Raw genomic sequence first — 17,459 nt, forward strand, 5'->3', positions numbered from 1 at the left:
GTGGTTCTGAGCGCTCTTGCGGGGCCTCCTTGTCGGGAGGCCTGGTTGTATCGGACTTTGCGGAAACTGCCATCATGACGCTTCTCACAGCGCTGTCGGGCCAGCCGGCCTCTCTCACTCATTCGGTTTGCGGCCAGTACCACGGGCTTTACCAGCAGCTCTATGGTGAAGGCCAGGGCGCGCACGAGGCTGCGCGGGATTTCCTGCAGGCGCAGTTGGCGCAGGTGCAAGACGCGCCCAGCGAGCTGCCGCCGGTGCCCGAGCAACTGCCCGGCTGGATCGAACAGCGTTGCACCGAGGTGGCCCAGGCCTATGCTGATTACCTGGAGCAACGCCAGCAAGGCCAGCCACGTCGCTACTTCCAGAACAAGGCGCATGCGCTGTACTTCTTGCAGCGCGTGGCCCCGACCAAACAGGTCGACGGCGCCTGGCTCAATGGCCTGTTGCGCCATTGGCAAGACCCGCGCTTCGACGGCCTGCTCACCACCTACCTTGAAGAGCTGGGCGACGGTGAGGCGGCCCAGAACCATGTGGTGATCTACCGCAAGTTGCTCAGCGAACACGATGCCGACAGCAACGCGGGCCTGGAAGACGCACATTACCTGCAAGGTGCGCTGCAGATGGCTCTGGGGCTGTGCGCTGAAGACTTCTTGCCGGAGATCATCGGCTACAACCTCGGCTATGAGCAGCTACCCCTGCACCTGTTGATCACGGCCTTTGAGTTGAGCGAACTGGGCATCGACCCCTATTACTTCACCCTGCACGTGACCATCGACAACGCCAGCAGCGGCCATGCGTGCAAGGCGGCGCAGTCGGTGCTGAACCTGTTGCCGCTGGGCGAGGGCAGGGCGGACTTCTATCGCCGGGTGGCCGAGGGTTATCGCCTCAACGACCTGGGGCCGGGGACAACGGCCGTCATCAACGGCTTCAACCTGCAGGACGAAGTGGTCGCCATGCTTGAGCGCAAGCGCACCTTCGGCCAGCACATGCATTCGGACTATTGCCGCTTCGAAGGTAAGACCGTCAACCAATGGCTGGGCCAGCCGGGGCAGATCGGCGCCTTTCTCCAGGCCCTGGAAGACAAGGGTTGGATCAAGCGCGATCAGGACCCGGCCGAAAGCCGCTTCTGGCAATTGATCGAAGGGGCGGGCGCGGCGATGTTCGGCGTGTTCAGTGGCTATGAAAAGCAGGTGCTGCACGACTGGATCGCCGGCGATTGGACCAGCGACCAACGCGTGCCGCCCGTACGGCCCGGACGCGGTAGCCGGTTCTCCCGCGAGCAGCATCGCCCGGCGGATCCCGACACCCAGGCGCTGGTGGAATCGCTGTGGAAGCTGTCCGATGAGGAGCAGCTCAACGCTCTGATCCCGTGGCTGTCGGCGCGACGCCATTGCACGCCCGCCGGGTTGTACGCGACCCGCCGCTTTATTCAACTGCGCGCGCGTTTGCGCTAAGGAATACCCCATGTCTGCACAACAACTTGCCGACCGCGCCCTGTTGAACCTGGGCCGGGGGTTGAAGGAGAGCGGCTACCGTTTCATCACCCCAACGCCCTTGACCCATGAGCGTGTCTATCAACGCCTGGCCGCGCCGCTGGCGACGGACCTGCGCGACGTGTTCGGCTGGTCGATGCCGTTTGACCACACGCTGTTGCCCGAAGCCTTCCGTGAGGAATTGCAGCAAGCCGATGTCATCGAAAAGCATGATTCGTTATGGCGCAGTGCGGTGCGATGGTCGAGCCTGGACGATCTGCTGTTTGCGCATTCCGCGTACCCCACCACCCAGTCCGATGCAGTGTTTTTCGGGCCGGACAGCTACCGCTTTGCCCAGGTAATCGAAGCCCATCTGCAACAGCGCTTCGAACCGGTCAAGCGCGCCGTGGACATCGGCTGCGGCGCCGGCGTCGGTGCGTTGGTGATCGCCCGCGCGCGCCACGATGCACAGGTGCTCGCGGTGGATATCAACCCGCGCGCCCTGCGCATGACCGCAGTGAACGCCGAGCTGGCCGGGCTGGCCAATATCAGTGCCTACCACAGCGACGTGCTGGCGAGCGTGGAGGGTGAGTTCGACCTGATTGTCGCCAACCCGCCGTATATGAATGATGACCGCCAGCGTGCCTATCGCCATGGTGGCGGGGCATTGGGTGAGCAGTTGTCGGTGCGTATCGCCGGCGAGTCCCTGGGGCGCCTGGCCCTCGGCGGCAGCCTGGTGTTGTACACCGGTGTGGCGATTGTCGCTGGCGAGGACCCGTTCCTGGCGGCGGTCAAGCCATTGCTTGGCAGCGATGCCTTTGGCTGGACCTACCGCGAACTGGACCCCGACGTATTTGGCGAAGAGTTGGCCAAGCCCGGCTACGAACGTGTGGAACGGATTGCCGTGGTTGCGCTCACCGTCACCCGTTTGCGCTGACGGCCATGCTCACCTTTGGTATCGAAGAAGAATATTTCATTACCGATCTGCATACCCGCAGCCTGGTCAGCCAACCCTCGGCGGCGGTGCTGGCGGCCTGTCGGCAGGCGATCGGCCAAGGCTTTGCGTATGAGATGTTCCAGGGCCAGATCGAGGTGGCTTCCCCCGTGTTCAAGGCCAGCAACGAAGCCGCTGATTACCTGGCCACCGTGCGCCACAACCTGGGCCGATCCCTGGCTGATTTCGGCCTGGGGGTGGTGTGTGCCGGCAGCCATCCCCTGGCGGCGTGGCGTGAGCAACGGTCAACGGAGCGTACGCATTTCCAGCAGTTGTTCGACGACATCCAATACGTGGCGCGCCGCAGTGTGCTCTGCGGGTTGCATGTGCATGTCGAGGTGCCTGCCAGTGTCGACCGCATCGCGGTGATGAACCAGGTCTCACCGTGGCTGCCGTTATTGCTGCTGCTCAGTTGCTCGTCGCCCTTCTGGGACGGCGCGCCCACGGGTTTCATGAGCTATCGCCAAGCGGCCTGTGATGAGTGGCCGCGCATGGGCGTGCCAGAACACTTCACGGATTGGGCGGCGTACTTGCGCTACCTGGCCTTGTTGCAGCGCGTCGGTGCGATCAAGGCCGATGGCAATGGGTGGTGGGGTATTCGCCCGGCGGCGCGCTATCCAACCCTGGAACTGCGCATGACCGACGCCTGCCCCCGACTGGCGGACGCCTTAGCCCTGGCGACGTTGTTTCGGGTGATGGTCACCCACGCCTGCGCCTTGGAGAAGCCCGGTGCCGAGTTCACCGCCGAGGCGCGCTGGCTGCTCAAGGAGAACCGCTGGCAGGCCAAGCGCTACGGCGCGGCGGGCACCTTTGCGCTGGATGACCAGGGCACAATGGGCACTGCTGAACAGTGGTTGCGACAGGCGGAACGCACCTTCGCGACCACCGCCGAGTCTATGGGCGAGGCAGCGTTATTCGGCGATTTGCGCCGGTTGCTGGCGTGCGGCAACAGTGCCGTCGATCAGCTGCACTGCCACGCCACCGCCCAGGCGTCGGGCGCCGATGAGCAAGCCTGTCTGCGGCAAGTCGTCGACCGCCTGCTGGCCCAGAGTTGCGGTGGAGACTGATGCCAGCGCCTACATGGGGTGTGATCAGGCGGCGGCTTGGGGTTGCAGGTGCAGCTCGCCGTCCACGTCCTTCACCAGGCCGCTGGCCAGAAACAGAGGCGCCAGGCGCTTGTGCAACTGCGGCTCGACAAACTCTTTCACGGTATCCAGCGTCAACAAGCCACTGCTTGGCAGCTCGGCCTTGGTGTACGACAGCCAGGCTTTCTTCAACGCTTGCAACACATCGCTGCCTGCCGTGGAGGCGAAGCGGCGTTGGCTGGGTTTACCGTCGAAGGTGAAGGTGTGCTGAAACTCATAGCCGGCCTCATCACCTTGGCTGGCCGTGCAGCGAATGCAGGTGCACGGGCCGTCGCCGAACGCGCTGCGCAAATAAGCGTTGAGGTCCACCACGGGCTTGAGTGACAGGCGCTTATCGACCTCGAACAGGTCCCCGGTCATTTTTTCGTCAGTGTTCAACGGCCATTTCCTCGCAGTGTTCGGTAGCTTTTCAAAGCGCGGCACAATAACAGCCGGGCGCCCATTTGTGGGTTATTTGCATAACAATAGAACCCGATATTCTTTTCCTGTCTTAAAAATCGTGGCTACCCTCGCTCACCTTCTCAAAAGCGCGGCAGACCCCATGACCTCCAAGCGTTCCTCCCTGACTCTCCTGGCTGCTTCCCTGGCTGCCGCAAGTGCCTTGCTCAGCCCCGGTGCCCAGGCCGAGGGCAAGATCAGCATCGCCCAGCAATTCGGCATCGGCTACCTGATCCTAGACGTGGTGCGCGACCAGAACCTGATCGAAAAGCACGGCAAGGAACAGGGCCTGGATATCAAGGTGGAGTGGAACAGCATTTCCGGCGCCACCGCCATGAATGAATCGCTGCTGGCCGGCGCCCTCGACGTGGTCTCCGCCGGTGTGCCGCCGATGCTGACCCTGTGGGACCGCACCAAGGGCAAGCAGAACGTCAAGGCCATTGCCTCCCTCGGTTCGATGCCCAACTACCTGCTGACCAACAACCCCAACGTCAAGACCCTCAAGGACTTCACCGAGAAAGACCGCATCGCCGTGCCCGCCGCCGGTGTGGGTTTCCAGTCGCGCACCCTGCAGATCGAGACCGCCAAGCAGTTCGGTGATGCCAACTACAAGAAATTTGACGATATCTCCATCAGCCTGGCCCACCCCGATGCCACCGCGGCATTGATTGCCGGGGGCTCGGAAATCAACGCGCATTTCTCCAGCCCGCCATTCCAGTACCAGGAATTGCTCAATCCGAACGTGCACAAGGTGCTCAGTTCCTACGACATCCTCGGAGGCCAGGCCACGTTCAACGTGCTGTACACCACGCAGAAATTCCACGACGAGAACCCCAAGACCTACCAAGCGTTTTACGACGCCCTGGCCGAAGCCGAGAAGATCATCAAGGCCGACAAACCCGCCGCCGCCAAGGCGTATATCCGCGTAGAACAGTCGAAGCTGCCGTTGGACCTGGTGGAGAAAATCGTCCAGGACCCGGAGATCGACTTCACCATCGTGCCGCAGCGTACCTACATCTACGCCGAGCAATTGCAGGCACTGGGCGTGCTGAAAAACAAGGCCGCGAGCTGGAAAGACTACTTCTTCGAAGAAGCCCACGGCGGCAACGGCAGCTGACCCCACCCCGCACTTGTAGGCGCCGGCAAGCCGGCTCCTACATAATGGGGCAGGTTTCAGCGGAAGAATTCGCCGGGCGTGGCGTCGAACTGTTGGCGAAACGCGTTGATAAACGCCGAGGTCGATTCATACCCACAGCCCAGCGCCACATCGGTCACCCGTTCGCCTTGCTCCAGGGCGGGCAGGGCGGTCAGCAGGCGCAAGCGCTGGCGCCATACCCGGAACGTCAGCCCGGTGTCACTCAAGAACAACCGACTGAGGGTCTTCTCACTCACCCCCAGCTTCTGGCTCCATTGCCCCAAGGTGGTTTGCTGCTCCGGGTGCAGGTTCAGGCTGCGGTAGATCTGCCGCAAGCGCGGGTCCAACGGCAATGGCAGCATCAGGTCCACCTGTGGCGCGGCGGCCAACTGGTCCAGCACCACTTGGGCCAAGCGCCCATCCGGCCCGTCCTCGGCATATTCCACCGGCAGTTCGCTGAAGCTGCGGATCAGCTCGCGCAGCAAACTGCTCACTTCCAACACATGACAGCGCTCGGCCGCCCAGGTGGTAACGCTGCAATCCAGGTACAGGCTGCGCATTTCCGTGTGGGGCGAACTGAACACCCGGTGCGGCATACCCGCCGGGATCCACACCGCGCGCTGGGGCGGCGCCACGAAGCGGCCGACGCTGGTCTGGATCTCCAACACCCCGGAGATCGCGTAGGACAATTGCACCCACGGGTGGCTGTGCCGACGGGTCAATGCGCGGTTGGGCAAGGATTCGGTGCGCCCATACACCGGCCGTGGCAGGCTGGAAAGCCCGGGCACGCTGCGGCGCACGGTGTTGGCATGTCCTTTAGGCGGCATTTACTGGCTCATTGGCGTTAGTCGGTAACAAGCCGTTACGTTAGAGTCGCGACGACGCTCTTGGCAACCCCCGGAAGATCCTGCTTATGACTCGCCCCCGTTTTCTGCCCGACAACTTCACCCTGACGCTGATCGCCACGGTGATCCTCGCTTCCCTGCTGCCCGCCAGCGGCCAGACTGCCGTGGCCTTCGGTTGGGTCACCAACCTGGCGATTGCGCTGCTGTTCTTTTTGCACGGCGCCAAGCTGTCGCGTCAGGCGATTGTTGCCGGTGCCGGCCACTGGCGCCTGCACCTGCTGGTGTTCAGCCTGACCTTTGTGCTGTTCCCGCTGCTGGGCCTGGCCCTCAAGCCGGTGCTGTCGCCGTTGATCGGCAAAGACCTGTACATGGGCATGCTCTACCTCTGCGCCTTGCCGGCCACGGTGCAATCGGCGATTGCCTTCACCTCCCTGGCGCGGGGCAATATCCCCGCAGCGATTTGCAGCGCGGCGGCGTCCAGCCTGTTTGGTATTTTCCTCACGCCGCTGCTGGTGACCCTGCTGCTCAACGTGCACGGCGAGGGCGGCTCGACCGTCGACGCAATCCTGAAAATCAGCGTGCAGTTGCTGCTGCCCTTCATCGCCGGGCAGATCGCCCGTCGCTGGATCGGCGAGTGGGTGGGGCGCAATAAATCCTGGCTGAAATTCGTCGACCAGGGCTCGATCCTGCTGGTGGTCTACGGCGCGTTCAGCGAAGCGGTCAACGAAGGCATCTGGCACCAGATCCCATTGTGGGAACTCGGCGGCCTGGTGGTGGCCTGCTGCGTGTTGCTCGCCCTGGTGCTGGTGGCGTCCAGCGTGCTGGGCAAGGCCTTTGGCTTTAACCAGGAAGACCGCATCACCATCCTGTTCTGCGGCTCGAAAAAGAGCCTGGCCACCGGGGTGCCGATGGCCCAGGTGCTGTTCGCCGGGGCGACCATGGGCGTGCTGATCCTGCCATTGATGCTGTTTCACCAGATCCAACTGATGGTCTGCGCGGCGTTGGCCCAGCGTTACGCCAAGCGGCCGGAAAGCATTCCCGAGATGATGGGGCAGGTGGACCCGTAATTTTTCTTACGAACGGCGACGAATAACCTCAAGTTAACGTCTGACCAGACGACTTACTTCTTAACAGCCCAAGAAGGAGTGTCGTCATGAACGTTAAACGTTTGTCACTGGTTACCGGCTTTCTTGCGTTATGGACGGGGGCTTGCCTGGCAGCCTCCTCAGGCGTCATCCAGTTTCACGGCAGCATCGTCGAGCCGGGTTGCAACGCGGGCGCGTCGGGCGGTTCGACGCTGGAGTTGAAGGGGTGCCCGCAGGCGCTGCGCGGCAGCCAGCTTGACGTGCAGCCTGTGCGCAGCGTCCAGGCACTGGGCACGTCGACGGCCCACGTCAAGTGGGTGGCCGACAGCAGCAACGGGCGCTATTACGACCAACGGTATGTGCTGGTGGATGCCCTCGACAAACCGATTCAATCGGGGGCCTACGTGGTGACTGTCACCGCGCCGTGACAACACTGAGGTTGTTTTGAGCGGGATGAGCGTCAACAGCCGGGCCAGAAACCTATAGAATGCTCGGCGGCGGCGCTCGTCCTGAGTGGCCGCTTGATCACCGTTCCCGCTTGATCAACGTCAGAGTACCGCGCCGTTCAATGAGTATTTCAGCCGCAACCCCCCAAGCCAATTGGCAACCGGTCATCGCCCTCGCGTTGGCCGCCTTTGTGTTCAATACCACCGAATTCGTGCCCGTCGGGCTGCTCAGCGCCATTGGCGCCAGCTTCGACATGCCTGTTGCCAACGTCGGGCTGATGCTCACCATCTACGCCTGGATCGTGTCCCTGACTTCGCTGCCGGTGATGCTGCTGACCCGCAACGTCGAACGGCGCAAGCTGCTGATCGTGCTGTTCTGCATGTTTATCGTCAGTCACATCCTCTCCAGTGTCGCCACCAGCTTCGGGCTGTTGATGGTCAGCCGTATCGGCATTGCCTTGTCCCATGCGCTGTTCTGGTCGATCACCGCGTCCCTCGCCGTACGCCTGGCGCCGGCAGGCAAGCAAGTGCAAGCCCTCGGCCTGCTGGCCACCGGTACCTCCCTGGCGATGGTGCTCGGCATTCCCCTGGGCCGCCTGCTGGGCGAAGCCATGGGCTGGCGCACCACGTTCCTGGTCATCGGCGCCTTCGCTGCCGCGCTGGTGTTCTGGCTGGCGCGCACCTTGCCGCTGTTGCCGAGCCAGAACTCCGGCTCGCTGCGCAGCCTGCCGCTGCTGTTCAAGCGCCCGGCGCTGGTAGCGTTGTACGTGCTCACGGCCATGACCGTGACCGCACAATTCACCGCCTACAGCTACATCGAACCGTTCGTCGAAGGCGTGGCCGGCATGAGCGGCAGCGCGGTGACCCTGATCCTGCTGGTGTTCGGCGGTGCGGGCATCATCGGCTCGTTGCTGTTCAGCCTGGTGCACCGGTTCAACCCGCACCTGTTCGTGGTCGGCGCAGTGTTCCTGCTGGCGGCGTGCCTGGCGTTGCTGCTGCCATTGAGCGGCGCCGAATCCTACCTGGTGGTGCTGAGCATTTTCTGGGGCATGGCGATCATGGGCTTCGGCCTGGCCATGCAGTCCAAGGTGCTGGTGCTGGCACCGGATGCCACGGACGTGGCCATGGCGATGTTCTCCGGCATCTACAACATCGGCATCGGCGGCGGCGCCCTTATGGGCAGTTGGGTTGGCAGCCGCTTCGGCTTCGCCTGGATAGGCGCGGCGGGTGGTTTGCTGGCGGCGCTGGCAGTGATTGGGTACTGCCTGGCGATTCGCAAATATGGCCAGGGCGTGGCGCGCGACTGAGCAGCGTTGGATCTGCTTTGTGTTCCAGGCATCAACTGTTCAACGGCCAGACAAGTCTTACAGGCCATTCTGATACCCATTGCTACCGTCGCCCAGGACCGCCCACGCCCTGTGGTGACGGCACTTGAACAGCAATGGAGTCGATTGTGCAAAAGCGTTTGACCGCCGAGTTTATCGGTACGTTCTGGCTGACCTTCGGCGGCTGTGGCAGCGCCATTCTGGCGGCGGCATTTCCCGGCCTGGGCATTGGTTTCGTGGGGGTCGCGCTGGCGTTTGGTCTCACGGTGTTGACCATGGCCTATGCAGTGGGGGGCATTTCCGGCGGCCACTTCAACCCGGCGGTGACCATTGGCTTATGGGCGGGGCGCCGCGTGCCTGGCACTGATGTGCTGCCGTATATCGTCGCGCAGGTTGCCGGCGCGATTGCCGCCGCGGCTGCGTTGTACTTGATCGCCAATGGGCAGCCCGATTTCGCCGTGGGTGGCTTTGCCGCCAATGGCTATGGCCCGCTCAGCCCCGGTCTCTTCGACATCAAGGCCGCATTGCTGGCCGAACTGATCGCCACGTTTTTCTTTGTCTTCATTATCATGCGCGTGACCGCGCCGGGCGCTGTCCCGGGGTTTGCGCCGATCGCGATTGGCCTGGCGCTGACCCTTATTCACCTGGTGCTGATACCGGTGACCAATACGTCGGTGAACCCTGCCCGCAGTACCGGGCCGGCGCTGTTTGCCGGCGCTGAGTACATTGCGCAGCTGTGGGTGTTCTGGCTGGCGCCAATCGTGGGCGGGGTGATGGGGGCGATAGCCGCACGCTCTATGGATGAGTGCAGCAAAAAAACGCCCGCCTAAACAGCTTTGGCGGGCGCTCGGGATTGACCGGGGCAGCAAGGAGTGGGCTGGCCGGCGCAGGGAGGGCGGGTGTCAGGCCACCGGCCAGACTGGCGGTGTGCATCACGTAACCCGGCAGGCCGCGTTCTGCCATGGCCTTGGTGGCGGCCCAGAACACCGTCTGGGCGCCGGTCAGGTCGAGCAGGCCATCTGGGGGTAGGCCAGGAACACCAGGGTGCGTGGCTGGCTCAGCGGCAGGGCAGGGCTCATAGTGCTGCGAGGACCGCCTCGAGTTTTTCCTGGTCGCGGGCAAACTGGCGAATGCCTTCAGCCAGTTTCTCGGTGGCCATCGCGTCCTCGTTTGAGCCCCAGCGAAACTGCGCTTCGTTGAGGGGCTGGCGCGACTCGCCGACCGCCCCCGGGTGTAATTGACGTTCCAGCACGCCCTGGTCTTCATCGAGCTTTTGCAGCAACTCGGGGCTGATGGTCAGGCGATCGCAGCCTGCCAGTTGTTCGATCTGGCTGAGGGTACGGAAGCTGGCGCCCATGACCACGGTTTTGATGGCATTGGCCTTGTAGTAGTTGTAGATCCGCGTCACGGACTGCACGCCCGGGTCATCGCCACCGGTGTAGTCCAGGCCGGTGTGCTTGCGGTACCAGTCATAGATGCGGCCCACGAACGGCGAAATCAGGAACACCCCGGCGTCGGCGCAGGCGGCGGCCTGGACGAACGAGAACAACAGGGTCAGGTTGGTCTGGATCCCGGCCTTTTCCAGGCGCTCGGCGGTGCGGATGCCTTCCCAGGTGGAGGCCAGTTTGATCAGCACGCGGTCGCGACCCACGCCGGCCTGGTCGTACAGCGCGATCAACTGGTTGGCCTTGGCCCACAGCGCCTCTTCGTCGAAGGACAGGCGCGCATCGACCTCGGTGGAGATGCGCCCCGGAATCACGTTAAGAATGCCGCAACCCACCGACACCGCAAAGCGATCACAGGCCAGGTCGACATCGCCCTTGGACAGGCTCACCGCACCGCGCAGCAACTCGGCATACTCCGGGATGGCCGCGGCCTTGAGCAGCAGCGAAGGGTTGGTGGTGGCATCCACCGGGCGCAGGCGGCTGATGGCTTCCAGGTCGCCGGTGTCGCAGACCACGGTGGTGAATTGCTTGAGTTGTTCGAGCTTGGACGTCATGAGCGGCGGTCTCCAAAAAAGGTTATTGGTTGAGGGCCTGTGCGGTGTCCAGGTCGGTGATCAGGATGTCCAGGTAGCCGCCCTTGAGCGCGCCACGAATGGCCTGGACCTTGTTCAACCCACCGGCCAGGCCGAGCACACGGTGGATGGCGCGCAGCTTGGGCAGCGCCACCGACACGACGAATTCTTCGTCTTCCTCCAGCACCGGCTTGCCTTGGGCATCGAAGTAGCGCAGGCAGATATCGCCCACCGCGCCGCGTTCGGCAAGCAGGCGCAGCATGTCTTCGGTGTAGTAGTTGCCGCTGTTGCGCAGCAGTTGCGAGGGCTCCAGGTCACCGATGCCGACAATCGCCAGGGTGATGCTGTCAAAGCGCTGCAGCACTTCCTTGACCTCTTCCATCTGCACGATGCGCTGCTTGCTCTCCACCGATTGCTCGATGCTTTGCGAGGGCAGCAAAAACGCCGGGCAGTTGAGCAGGGTCGCCAGGCGCTGGGTGAGCAAGGTGGCTTCAAATGCTCCCTTGTGGCCGACGCCACCCAACAGTTGTACCACTTCCTGGGCAGCCTGTTTGCCGGGTTGCGCGTGCAAGTGGCCAACCATGGCGCGAATGGTGCTGCTCCACGACGAAATACCGATATGGTCCTGGGGCGACAGGCTGGTTTCCAGGTAGTGGGCGGCAGCCGAACCGATAGCCTGCTTGATGCTCTCGTCATTGCCGGGCTCGGTGGCTTCCACCACGATGACCCGGCGCACGCCGTAGCGGCGTTGCAATTGGGTTTCCAGCTCCAGGTGCAGGCCTTGCAGGCGCATCACGGTGATCTTCACCACGCCGTCCTGCAGCGCCCGGCGCAGGGCGCGGCTGATAAAGGATTGGGACAGGTCCAGTTGCGCGGAAATCTCGGACTGCTTGAGCCCTTCTTCGTAATAGAGGCTCGCGATCTTGGTGATCAGGCGCTGTTCTTCGATCTGGCTCATGAAGGCCTCAAGGCTCTTTATAGTAAAAGGCATGACTCAATGGCCATGAGGATACCAAACCCTTACGACATGATCAGGCCGCCGTCGATATTGATCGCCTGGCCGGTCAGGTAGGCCGCATCGTCCGACGCGAGAAACGCCACCAGGCCCGCGACATCCGAGGGTTTGCCGGCGCGGCGCAGGGGGATGTTCTTGACCCATTCGGCCATCAATTCACCCTTGCCGTAGCGTTTCTCGTCGGTGCTGAGGATCTCGCCCCACACCCGGTCGTTGTAGTCCCACATCTCGCTTTCGATAATGCCGGGGCAGAACGCGTTCACCGTGATGTTATGCCGCGCCAGTTCCAGCGCCAGGCTTTGGGTGATGCCGATCACGCCCATTTTGCTCGCGGCGTAGTGGGGCGTGTAGATGAACCCCTGGCGGCCCTGGCCGGAAGAGGTGTTGATCAGCCGGCCGCTGCCTTGCTTGACCATGTACTTGGCCGCTTCCCGGCAGCCGAGCCACACGCCGGTGGTGTTGACCTGCAGCACCTTGTCGAAATCGGCGCGAGGCATTTTGTCGTAGTGGTCGATGGTGATGATGCCGGCGTTCTGCACCGACACGTCGATGCTGCCGAACCGTGCGTGGCCTTCGCGGTAGAGCTTTTCGATATCGTCTTCACGGGTGACGTCGATGGCCAGGGCCAGGGTGTCGACGTGGTATTCCTGGGCCAGTTGGTTGGCGGTGAAGGTCACGCGTTCCAGGTCATTGGAAGCCAGTACCAGGTGGGCGCCTTCCTGGGCGAAGCGCTCGGCAATGCCGGCGCCGATACCCCGGCAGGCGCCGGTAATCACGACAGTTTTACCGCTGAATCGTTGCGACATGACAAGGGCTCCCAGGGTTACCAGCAGACAAAGCCGCCATCGACCAGCAGGTCGACACCGGTGCAGAAGGACGAGGCCTGGCTGACCAGGAAAATCGCCGGGCCGACCATTTCTTCCACGCTGGCCATGCGGCCCATGGGCGTGGTCTGTTCAAAGATCTTCACCTGGTCGGCGACTTCCGGGCGCGAGTTCATCGGCGTGGCGGTGTAGCCCGGGCTGATGCAATTGACCCGCAAGCCCTTGTCGGCCCATTCCATCGCCAGGCTTTTACTCAGGTGAATCACGCCGGCCTTGGAGGTGTTGTAGTGCGCTTGGAGCAAGCCTCGGTTGACGATGCTGCCGGACATCGAGGCGATATTGACGATGGCACCCTTGCCGCGGGGCAACATCACGGCGGCCTGGGCCTGGCAGCTGAGGAAGATGCCGGTGAGGTTGATGTCCAGGGTGGTTTGCCAGCGTTGCAGTTCGAGGTCTTCGGCGGCCTGGGCATTGGCGATGCCGGCGCAGTTGACGGCGACGCTCAATGCGCCGAGTTCGGCTTCGGTGCGCGCTACCGCTGCATCCAGCGCGGCGCGTTCGGTGACCGTGCCGCTCAGGGCCAAGGCCTTGCGGCCGAGGGCCTGGATACGTTCGACGGTGCTGGCGATGCCGGGGCTGCCCGGTAGATCGAAACAGGCCACATCCGCGCCGGCCTCGGCCAGCCCGACGGCAATCGCCTGGCCAATGCCGCTGCCTGCGCCGGTGACAAAGGCGACTTGGCCCTGAAGACTAAAAAGTTGCATGAACGACTCCCAATAGTGAACACACCACAGATCAAAACTGTGGGAGCGGGCTTGCTCGCGAAAGCAGTGGGTCAGCTAATGATGTTTTGACTGATACACCGCTTTCGCGAGCAAGCCCGCTCCCACATGGGTTCTTCGTTGTTTATGAGGGCAGGGCACTTACGCAGTGGCCATTTCCATCACCGACACCGGGGTAGCCTCGCCCCGCGCCAGGATCCCCATCTGCCGGCCCCGGCTCATCACCATCACCCGATGGGACAACCCCAGCACCTCATCGAGGTCCGAGCTCACCACAATCACGGCCATGCCCTTGGCCGCCAGGTCCGCGATCACTTCATAGATCGCCGCCCGTGCGCCCACGTCGATGCCGCGTGTCGGCTCGTCAAGGATGAACACCTTGGGATTGCGCGCCAGCCACTTGGCAATGATCACCTTCTGCTGGTTACCACCAGACAAACTCGAAATTCGCGACTGCGGCGCACCCTTCACCCCCAACCGCGCCACCGCCGTGCGGGCGAATTCGCGCAGCGGGGCAGGGAACACCCAGCCACGTTTATCCAACAGGTCGGTGTTGCCGTAGATCAGGTTGTCTTCGATGCGGTGCTCCACCACCACGCCTTGCTGCTTGCGGTCCTCGGGCACCAGCACCACACCGGCCTGGATCGCCTCGTGGGGCGAGCGCAGGTGGCGCACCTCACCGTCCAGCACCATGTGGCCTTGGATATCACGCGCCGCGCCGGCAATGGTGCGCACCAGTTCGGTCCGCCCGGCGCCGACCACACCGGCAATGCCAAACACTTCGCCGGCGCGCACGTCGAAGTCGATGCCGTGCAAGGCGAACTCACGGCAGGTAAGGTCCTTGACCTGCAACATCACGCGCTCCTGTGGCGTTTGCAGGGCTGGGAAAATTCGCTCCAGGCTGCGCCCGACCATCTGCTCCACCAGCTCGCGCACCGGCACCTGGGCGGTGGCGTGCAAAGCGATCTGGCGACCGTCGCGCAGCACCAGCACGCGGTCGGCGATGCGCGCGATTTCTTCCAGGCGATGGCTGATATAGATAAACGACACGCCCTCGGCCTTGAGCCGTTCCACCTGTTTGAACAACAACTCGGTTTCTTCCCCGCCCAATGCGGCGGTGGGTTCATCGAGAATCAACAGGCTGGCCTTGAGGGTCAGCGCCTTGGCGATTTCAACCAATTGCTGGGCCGCCACGCTCAGGCCTTCGACCTTGCGCGACGCCGGCACCTTGAGCCCCAGGCGCTCCAGCTGGATCTGCGCCTGGGCCTCCATGTATTCGCGGTCCACCCGCCCATGACGCATGGGCAGGCGGCCGACGAAGATATTCTCGGCGATCGACAATTGCGGCAGCAGGCGGATTTCCTGGTGGATCAGGCCGATCCCGGCGCTCAGTGCCGCACCAGGGGACGCCGGTGCGTAAGGCGCGCCGAGCCAGGTCATGCTGCCCCCGGCCTCAGGCTGTACCAGCCCGGCGATGATCGACGACAAGGTTGACTTGCCCGCACCGTTCTCGCCGAGCAGGGCCAGCACTTCGCCGGGGCGAATGTCCACGTTGACCTGCGACAGTACCTGCACCGGCCCGTAGGCCTTGCTGATATTGCGCAGGCACAGCACCGCGTCGGCGTGGGCGGTGTCCAGGGCTGCTGCTTGCATGACGACCTCCAAGGCTTACGGGTGCTGTTGCAGGAACGGCGCGACGTTTTCTTTGGTGGTCAGCACGGTGGGCAACAATTGCTCCTTGGGCACGGCCTTGCCGGCTTTCAGGTCGATAGCCGACGCCACGGCCAGGCGGCCCATCTTCTGGGTCTGCTGGGTCATGGTCGCGTTCAGCACGCCACTTTCCACGGCCTTGAGCCCGGCGACGTCCCCGTCAAAACCGACCACCACGACCTTGTGATCAAGGTTGCCGACTTTCACCGCCTGGGCGGCACCCAAGGCCATGGCATCGGCACGGCCGAAGAACACGGTGATATTCGGGTCACGCTGGAGCAGGTCCTGGGCTACGGCGAAGCCTTTATCCTGGGCCCATTCGGCGGGTTGCTGGGCGACGACTTTAAGGTCCGGGAAGGCTTTCAAGCCCTCTTCGAAACCCTTGGCACGATCATTTTCGGGGGTGGTGCCAAGCTGGCCTTGCAGGATCGCGATGCGGCCCTTGCCGTCGGTGAGCTTGCCGACGTACTCGGCCAGGGTCTTGGCCCCGGCCACGCTGTCACTGGCGATAAAGGTATCGCCTGGCGCGTCGGGGGCGTTGCGGTCGACGGCGATCACCGGGATACCGGCGGCTTTCGCAGCCTTGACCGGCACACCGGCGGCGGTGGCACCGGCCGGGATGTAGATCAGCACATCGATCTGGCGGGTGATCAGGTCTTCAATCTGGCTGACCTGGGTGGAGGAGTTGCCCTGGGCATCCACGGTAATCACCTTGATGCCCTTGGCCTTGCCCTCGGCTTCCACCGATTGCTTGATCTGGTTGAAGAAGTCGGCCTGCAGGTTGGCCACGGCCAGGCCGATGGTCAGGTCCTTGGCCCAGGTGGTGCCGGCAGCGGTGAGGGTGGCGGCCGCGAGGGCGGTGGCCAACAGCAGTTTCTTGGGGCTGAACATGTCGGTGACTCCTGGTTTTATTGTTGGAGGGTGTCAACTGTCGAACAGGTTTTAACGGGCAGTGCTGGAGCGGCGTCGCAGGGTGTCGATGGTCACGGCGAGGGCGATGACCACGCCGATCACCACTTGTTGAATGAAGGGCGACACACCGAGCAGGTTCAGACCATTGCGCAATACACCAATGATCAGTACACCGACCAGGGTGCCGCCGATGCTGCCGACGCCGCCGCTGAGGCTGGCGCCGCCAATCACCACGGCGGCGATGGCGTCCAGTTCCAGGCTCAGGCCGGCGCTGGGTTGGGAAGAGTCCAGGCGTGCTGCCAGGGTCACGGCGGCGATACCGGCCAGCGCACCGCTGATGGCGTACACCCACAGGGTGATCGCACGCACCTTGATGCCGGACAGGCGCGCCACCTCCGGGCTGCCGCCCATGGCATACAGGTTACGGCCGCCGGCGCGAAAGCGCAGGAACACCCAGGCCACCACCAGCATCACCAGGAACAGCCCGACGGTTGCCGAGAGAAACCCGAAGTGACGCACCGTGGCCAGGCTGGTGAACCAGTCCGGGTAGCCGACGATCTGCCGGCCTTCGGTGAGGATGTTCGCCAGGCCGCGGGCCACCGACATCATGGTCAGCGTGGCAATGAACGGCGGCAGCTTGGCATAGGTGATCAACCCGCCGGACACCAGCCCGGCAAGCATCCCGCTGGCAATCGAGATCGGGATCGCAAACCCCAGCGGCACCGCCTGGTCCTGGTAAAGCCAGCCGAGCATCATCATCGAGAAGGCCAGCACCGACCCCACCGACAGGTCGATGCCGCCGATCACGATCACTGCGGTCATGCCAATCGCGAGGATGCCCAGCACCGTGACCTGATCAAGAATGTTCAGGCCATTGCGCAGCGAGAAGAAGAATTCGGAACTGAAGGAGAAAACCAGCACCAGCAGCACCAGGCCGATCAGCGGGCCGCCGATATTGCTGGGAAGCAGTTTCACCAACCGCGGGCGGTGGGGCGGCTTGAGTTCGGCCGGGTGCTGGACAATAGCTTTGGCGTCCACAGTGTTCTCCTGATTTATTTTTTTTGGAGTGCTTTCAAGCGTCTTGAATATTTATGCGTGCTTGACTGTTAATTCAGATTCCAGTGACACCGTGGCAAAGTCAAGCGCTTAATTTTTCCAGTATGCCTCTAGGTCGCTGCTTTCACCTGGCGCAAAGCCACGGGATAGATAAGCGCGGGTGGGATTTTGGCCGTTTGTCCGAGGGGTATTTCGCGGTTTTATTTCATTTTTCCACCGGTCACTCACTTGACCTGCTGAGCGATCGGCGTCTAAATA

Annotated in this window: 17 protein-coding genes and 1 pseudogene; 8 read left to right on the plus strand and 10 right to left on the minus strand. The window is 63.0% G+C overall.

Features of this window, described 5'->3' with window-relative positions; all coding sequences use genetic code 11:
• Nucleotides 1-74: 74 nt before the first annotated feature.
• From KHP07_RS06045 to KHP07_RS06055, 3 genes are read left to right on the plus strand one after another with little or no spacing between them, the layout of a single operon-like run.
• Entirely contained in the window at nucleotides 75-1,454 is a 1,380-nt protein-coding gene (locus tag KHP07_RS06045) for an iron-containing redox enzyme family protein (RefSeq protein WP_214496778.1), read from the plus strand.
• Nucleotides 1,455-1,464: 10 nt separating this feature from the next.
• Nucleotides 1,465-2,409 carry a N5-glutamine methyltransferase family protein gene (locus tag KHP07_RS06050; protein ID WP_078048917.1) on the plus strand — a complete coding sequence of 315 codons (945 nt, stop codon included), beginning with the start codon at nucleotides 1,465-1,467 and terminating at the stop codon, nucleotides 2,407-2,409.
• Nucleotides 2,410-2,414: 5 nt separating this feature from the next.
• The gene (locus tag KHP07_RS06055; RefSeq protein ID WP_214496779.1) at nucleotides 2,415-3,533 is read left to right on the plus strand and encodes a carboxylate-amine ligase; all 1,119 of its coding nucleotides are present in this window, start codon (nucleotides 2,415-2,417) and stop codon (nucleotides 3,531-3,533) included.
• A gap of 24 nt (nucleotides 3,534-3,557) precedes the next feature.
• Here KHP07_RS06055 and KHP07_RS06060 read toward each other — a convergent pair whose 3' ends face one another.
• Nucleotides 3,558-3,989 (minus strand): hypothetical protein, encoded by a 432-nt coding sequence (locus KHP07_RS06060; protein ID WP_214496780.1) that lies wholly within the window; start codon nucleotides 3,987-3,989, stop codon nucleotides 3,558-3,560.
• A 163-nt stretch (nucleotides 3,990-4,152) separates the two neighbouring features.
• Here KHP07_RS06060 and KHP07_RS06065 point away from each other — a divergent pair, with 163 nt between their 5' ends.
• Nucleotides 4,153-5,166, plus strand: a complete 1,014-nt coding sequence (locus tag KHP07_RS06065) for an ABC transporter substrate-binding protein (RefSeq protein ID WP_214496781.1) — start codon at nucleotides 4,153-4,155, stop codon at nucleotides 5,164-5,166.
• Between the two features lie 56 nt (nucleotides 5,167-5,222).
• Here KHP07_RS06065 and KHP07_RS06070 read toward each other — a convergent pair whose 3' ends face one another.
• A complete protein-coding gene (locus tag KHP07_RS06070) occupies nucleotides 5,223-6,011 on the minus strand; it encodes an AraC family transcriptional regulator (protein ID WP_214496782.1) in 789 nt (262 codons plus the stop codon).
• A gap of 86 nt (nucleotides 6,012-6,097) precedes the next feature.
• Between KHP07_RS06070 and KHP07_RS06075 the strand changes: the two genes are divergently transcribed.
• From KHP07_RS06075 to aqpZ, 4 genes are all read left to right on the plus strand, one after another.
• Nucleotides 6,098-7,096 carry a bile acid:sodium symporter family protein gene (locus tag KHP07_RS06075; protein ID WP_099491792.1) on the plus strand — a complete coding sequence of 333 codons (999 nt, stop codon included), beginning with the start codon at nucleotides 6,098-6,100 and terminating at the stop codon, nucleotides 7,094-7,096.
• Between the two features lie 86 nt (nucleotides 7,097-7,182).
• Nucleotides 7,183-7,542, plus strand: a complete 360-nt coding sequence (locus KHP07_RS06080) for a hypothetical protein (protein ID WP_099491791.1) — start codon at nucleotides 7,183-7,185, stop codon at nucleotides 7,540-7,542.
• 140 nt (nucleotides 7,543-7,682) lie between these two features.
• Nucleotides 7,683-8,867, plus strand: coding sequence for a sugar transporter (locus tag KHP07_RS06085; RefSeq protein WP_100490431.1), 1,185 nt, complete (start codon nucleotides 7,683-7,685; stop codon nucleotides 8,865-8,867).
• 134 nt (nucleotides 8,868-9,001) lie between these two features.
• Complete coding sequence (gene aqpZ / locus KHP07_RS06090) at nucleotides 9,002-9,715, plus strand: aquaporin Z (protein ID WP_214496783.1); 714 nt, start codon at nucleotides 9,002-9,004, stop codon at nucleotides 9,713-9,715.
• 67 nt (nucleotides 9,716-9,782) lie between these two features.
• On the opposite strand, the pseudogene KHP07_RS29455 reads toward aqpZ, so the two are convergent.
• From KHP07_RS29455 to KHP07_RS06125, 8 genes and pseudogenes are all read right to left on the minus strand, one after another.
• Nucleotides 9,783-9,964: pseudogene (locus tag KHP07_RS29455) on the minus strand (AraC family transcriptional regulator); the annotation flags it as partial.
• Nucleotides 9,961-10,884, minus strand: coding sequence for a transaldolase (gene tal, locus KHP07_RS06095; RefSeq protein ID WP_214496784.1), 924 nt, complete (start codon nucleotides 10,882-10,884; stop codon nucleotides 9,961-9,963). The gene tal and the pseudogene KHP07_RS29455, both read right to left, overlap by 4 nt.
• 22 nt (nucleotides 10,885-10,906) lie before the next feature.
• Entirely contained in the window at nucleotides 10,907-11,860 is a 954-nt protein-coding gene (locus KHP07_RS06100; RefSeq protein ID WP_078048907.1) for a sugar-binding transcriptional regulator, read from the minus strand.
• Between the two features lie 62 nt (nucleotides 11,861-11,922).
• Complete coding sequence (locus KHP07_RS06105) at nucleotides 11,923-12,723, minus strand: SDR family oxidoreductase (RefSeq protein ID WP_078048906.1); 801 nt, start codon at nucleotides 12,721-12,723, stop codon at nucleotides 11,923-11,925.
• Between the two features lie 17 nt (nucleotides 12,724-12,740).
• Nucleotides 12,741-13,505, minus strand: a complete 765-nt coding sequence (locus tag KHP07_RS06110; RefSeq protein ID WP_078048905.1) for an SDR family oxidoreductase — start codon at nucleotides 13,503-13,505, stop codon at nucleotides 12,741-12,743.
• A gap of 159 nt (nucleotides 13,506-13,664) precedes the next feature.
• Entirely contained in the window at nucleotides 13,665-15,176 is a 1,512-nt protein-coding gene (locus tag KHP07_RS06115; RefSeq protein ID WP_214496785.1) for a sugar ABC transporter ATP-binding protein, read from the minus strand.
• Between the two features lie 15 nt (nucleotides 15,177-15,191).
• Nucleotides 15,192-16,124, minus strand: a complete 933-nt coding sequence (locus KHP07_RS06120; protein WP_034106571.1) for a sugar ABC transporter substrate-binding protein — start codon at nucleotides 16,122-16,124, stop codon at nucleotides 15,192-15,194.
• 51 nt (nucleotides 16,125-16,175) lie between these two features.
• On the minus strand, nucleotides 16,176-17,183 hold the full coding sequence (locus KHP07_RS06125; RefSeq protein ID WP_012724867.1) for an ABC transporter permease: 1,008 nt from the start codon (nucleotides 17,181-17,183) through the stop codon (nucleotides 16,176-16,178).
• Nucleotides 17,184-17,459: the final 276 nt, after the last annotated feature.

The sequence above is a fragment of the Pseudomonas sp. VS40 genome (assembly GCF_018587885.1).
In the GTDB taxonomy this organism is placed as follows: Bacteria; Pseudomonadota; Gammaproteobacteria; order Pseudomonadales; family Pseudomonadaceae; genus Aquipseudomonas; species Aquipseudomonas pergaminensis.

Bases quoted from the DNA above. Each gene is read 5' to 3' on its own strand.
- KHP07_RS06065 (WP_214496781.1), top strand. From the start codon at position 4,153: ATGACCTCCAAGCGTTCCTCCCTGACTCTCCTGGCTGCTTCCCTGGCT.
- KHP07_RS06050 (WP_078048917.1), top strand. From the start codon at position 1,465: ATGTCTGCACAACAACTTGCCGACCGCGCCCTGTTGAACCTGGGCCGG.
- KHP07_RS06045 (WP_214496778.1), top strand. From the start codon at position 75: ATGACGCTTCTCACAGCGCTGTCGGGCCAGCCGGCCTCTCTCACTCAT.
- KHP07_RS06100 (WP_078048907.1), bottom strand. From the start codon at position 11,860: ATGAGCCAGATCGAAGAACAGCGCCTGATCACCAAGATCGCGAGCCTC.
- KHP07_RS06105 (WP_078048906.1), bottom strand. From the start codon at position 12,723: ATGTCGCAACGATTCAGCGGTAAAACTGTCGTGATTACCGGCGCCTGC.
- aqpZ (WP_214496783.1), top strand. From the start codon at position 9,002: ATGGAGTCGATTGTGCAAAAGCGTTTGACCGCCGAGTTTATCGGTACG.
- KHP07_RS06085 (WP_100490431.1), top strand. From the start codon at position 7,683: ATGAGTATTTCAGCCGCAACCCCCCAAGCCAATTGGCAACCGGTCATC.
- KHP07_RS06115 (WP_214496785.1), bottom strand. From the start codon at position 15,176: ATGCAAGCAGCAGCCCTGGACACCGCCCACGCCGACGCGGTGCTGTGC.
- tal (WP_214496784.1), bottom strand. From the start codon at position 10,884: ATGACGTCCAAGCTCGAACAACTCAAGCAATTCACCACCGTGGTCTGC.
- KHP07_RS06080 (WP_099491791.1), top strand. From the start codon at position 7,183: ATGAACGTTAAACGTTTGTCACTGGTTACCGGCTTTCTTGCGTTATGG.
- KHP07_RS06120 (WP_034106571.1), bottom strand. From the start codon at position 16,124: ATGTTCAGCCCCAAGAAACTGCTGTTGGCCACCGCCCTCGCGGCCGCC.
- KHP07_RS06075 (WP_099491792.1), top strand. From the start codon at position 6,098: ATGACTCGCCCCCGTTTTCTGCCCGACAACTTCACCCTGACGCTGATC.
- KHP07_RS06055 (WP_214496779.1), top strand. From the start codon at position 2,415: ATGCTCACCTTTGGTATCGAAGAAGAATATTTCATTACCGATCTGCAT.
- KHP07_RS06070 (WP_214496782.1), bottom strand. From the start codon at position 6,011: ATGCCGCCTAAAGGACATGCCAACACCGTGCGCCGCAGCGTGCCCGGG.
- KHP07_RS06110 (WP_078048905.1), bottom strand. From the start codon at position 13,505: ATGCAACTTTTTAGTCTTCAGGGCCAAGTCGCCTTTGTCACCGGCGCA.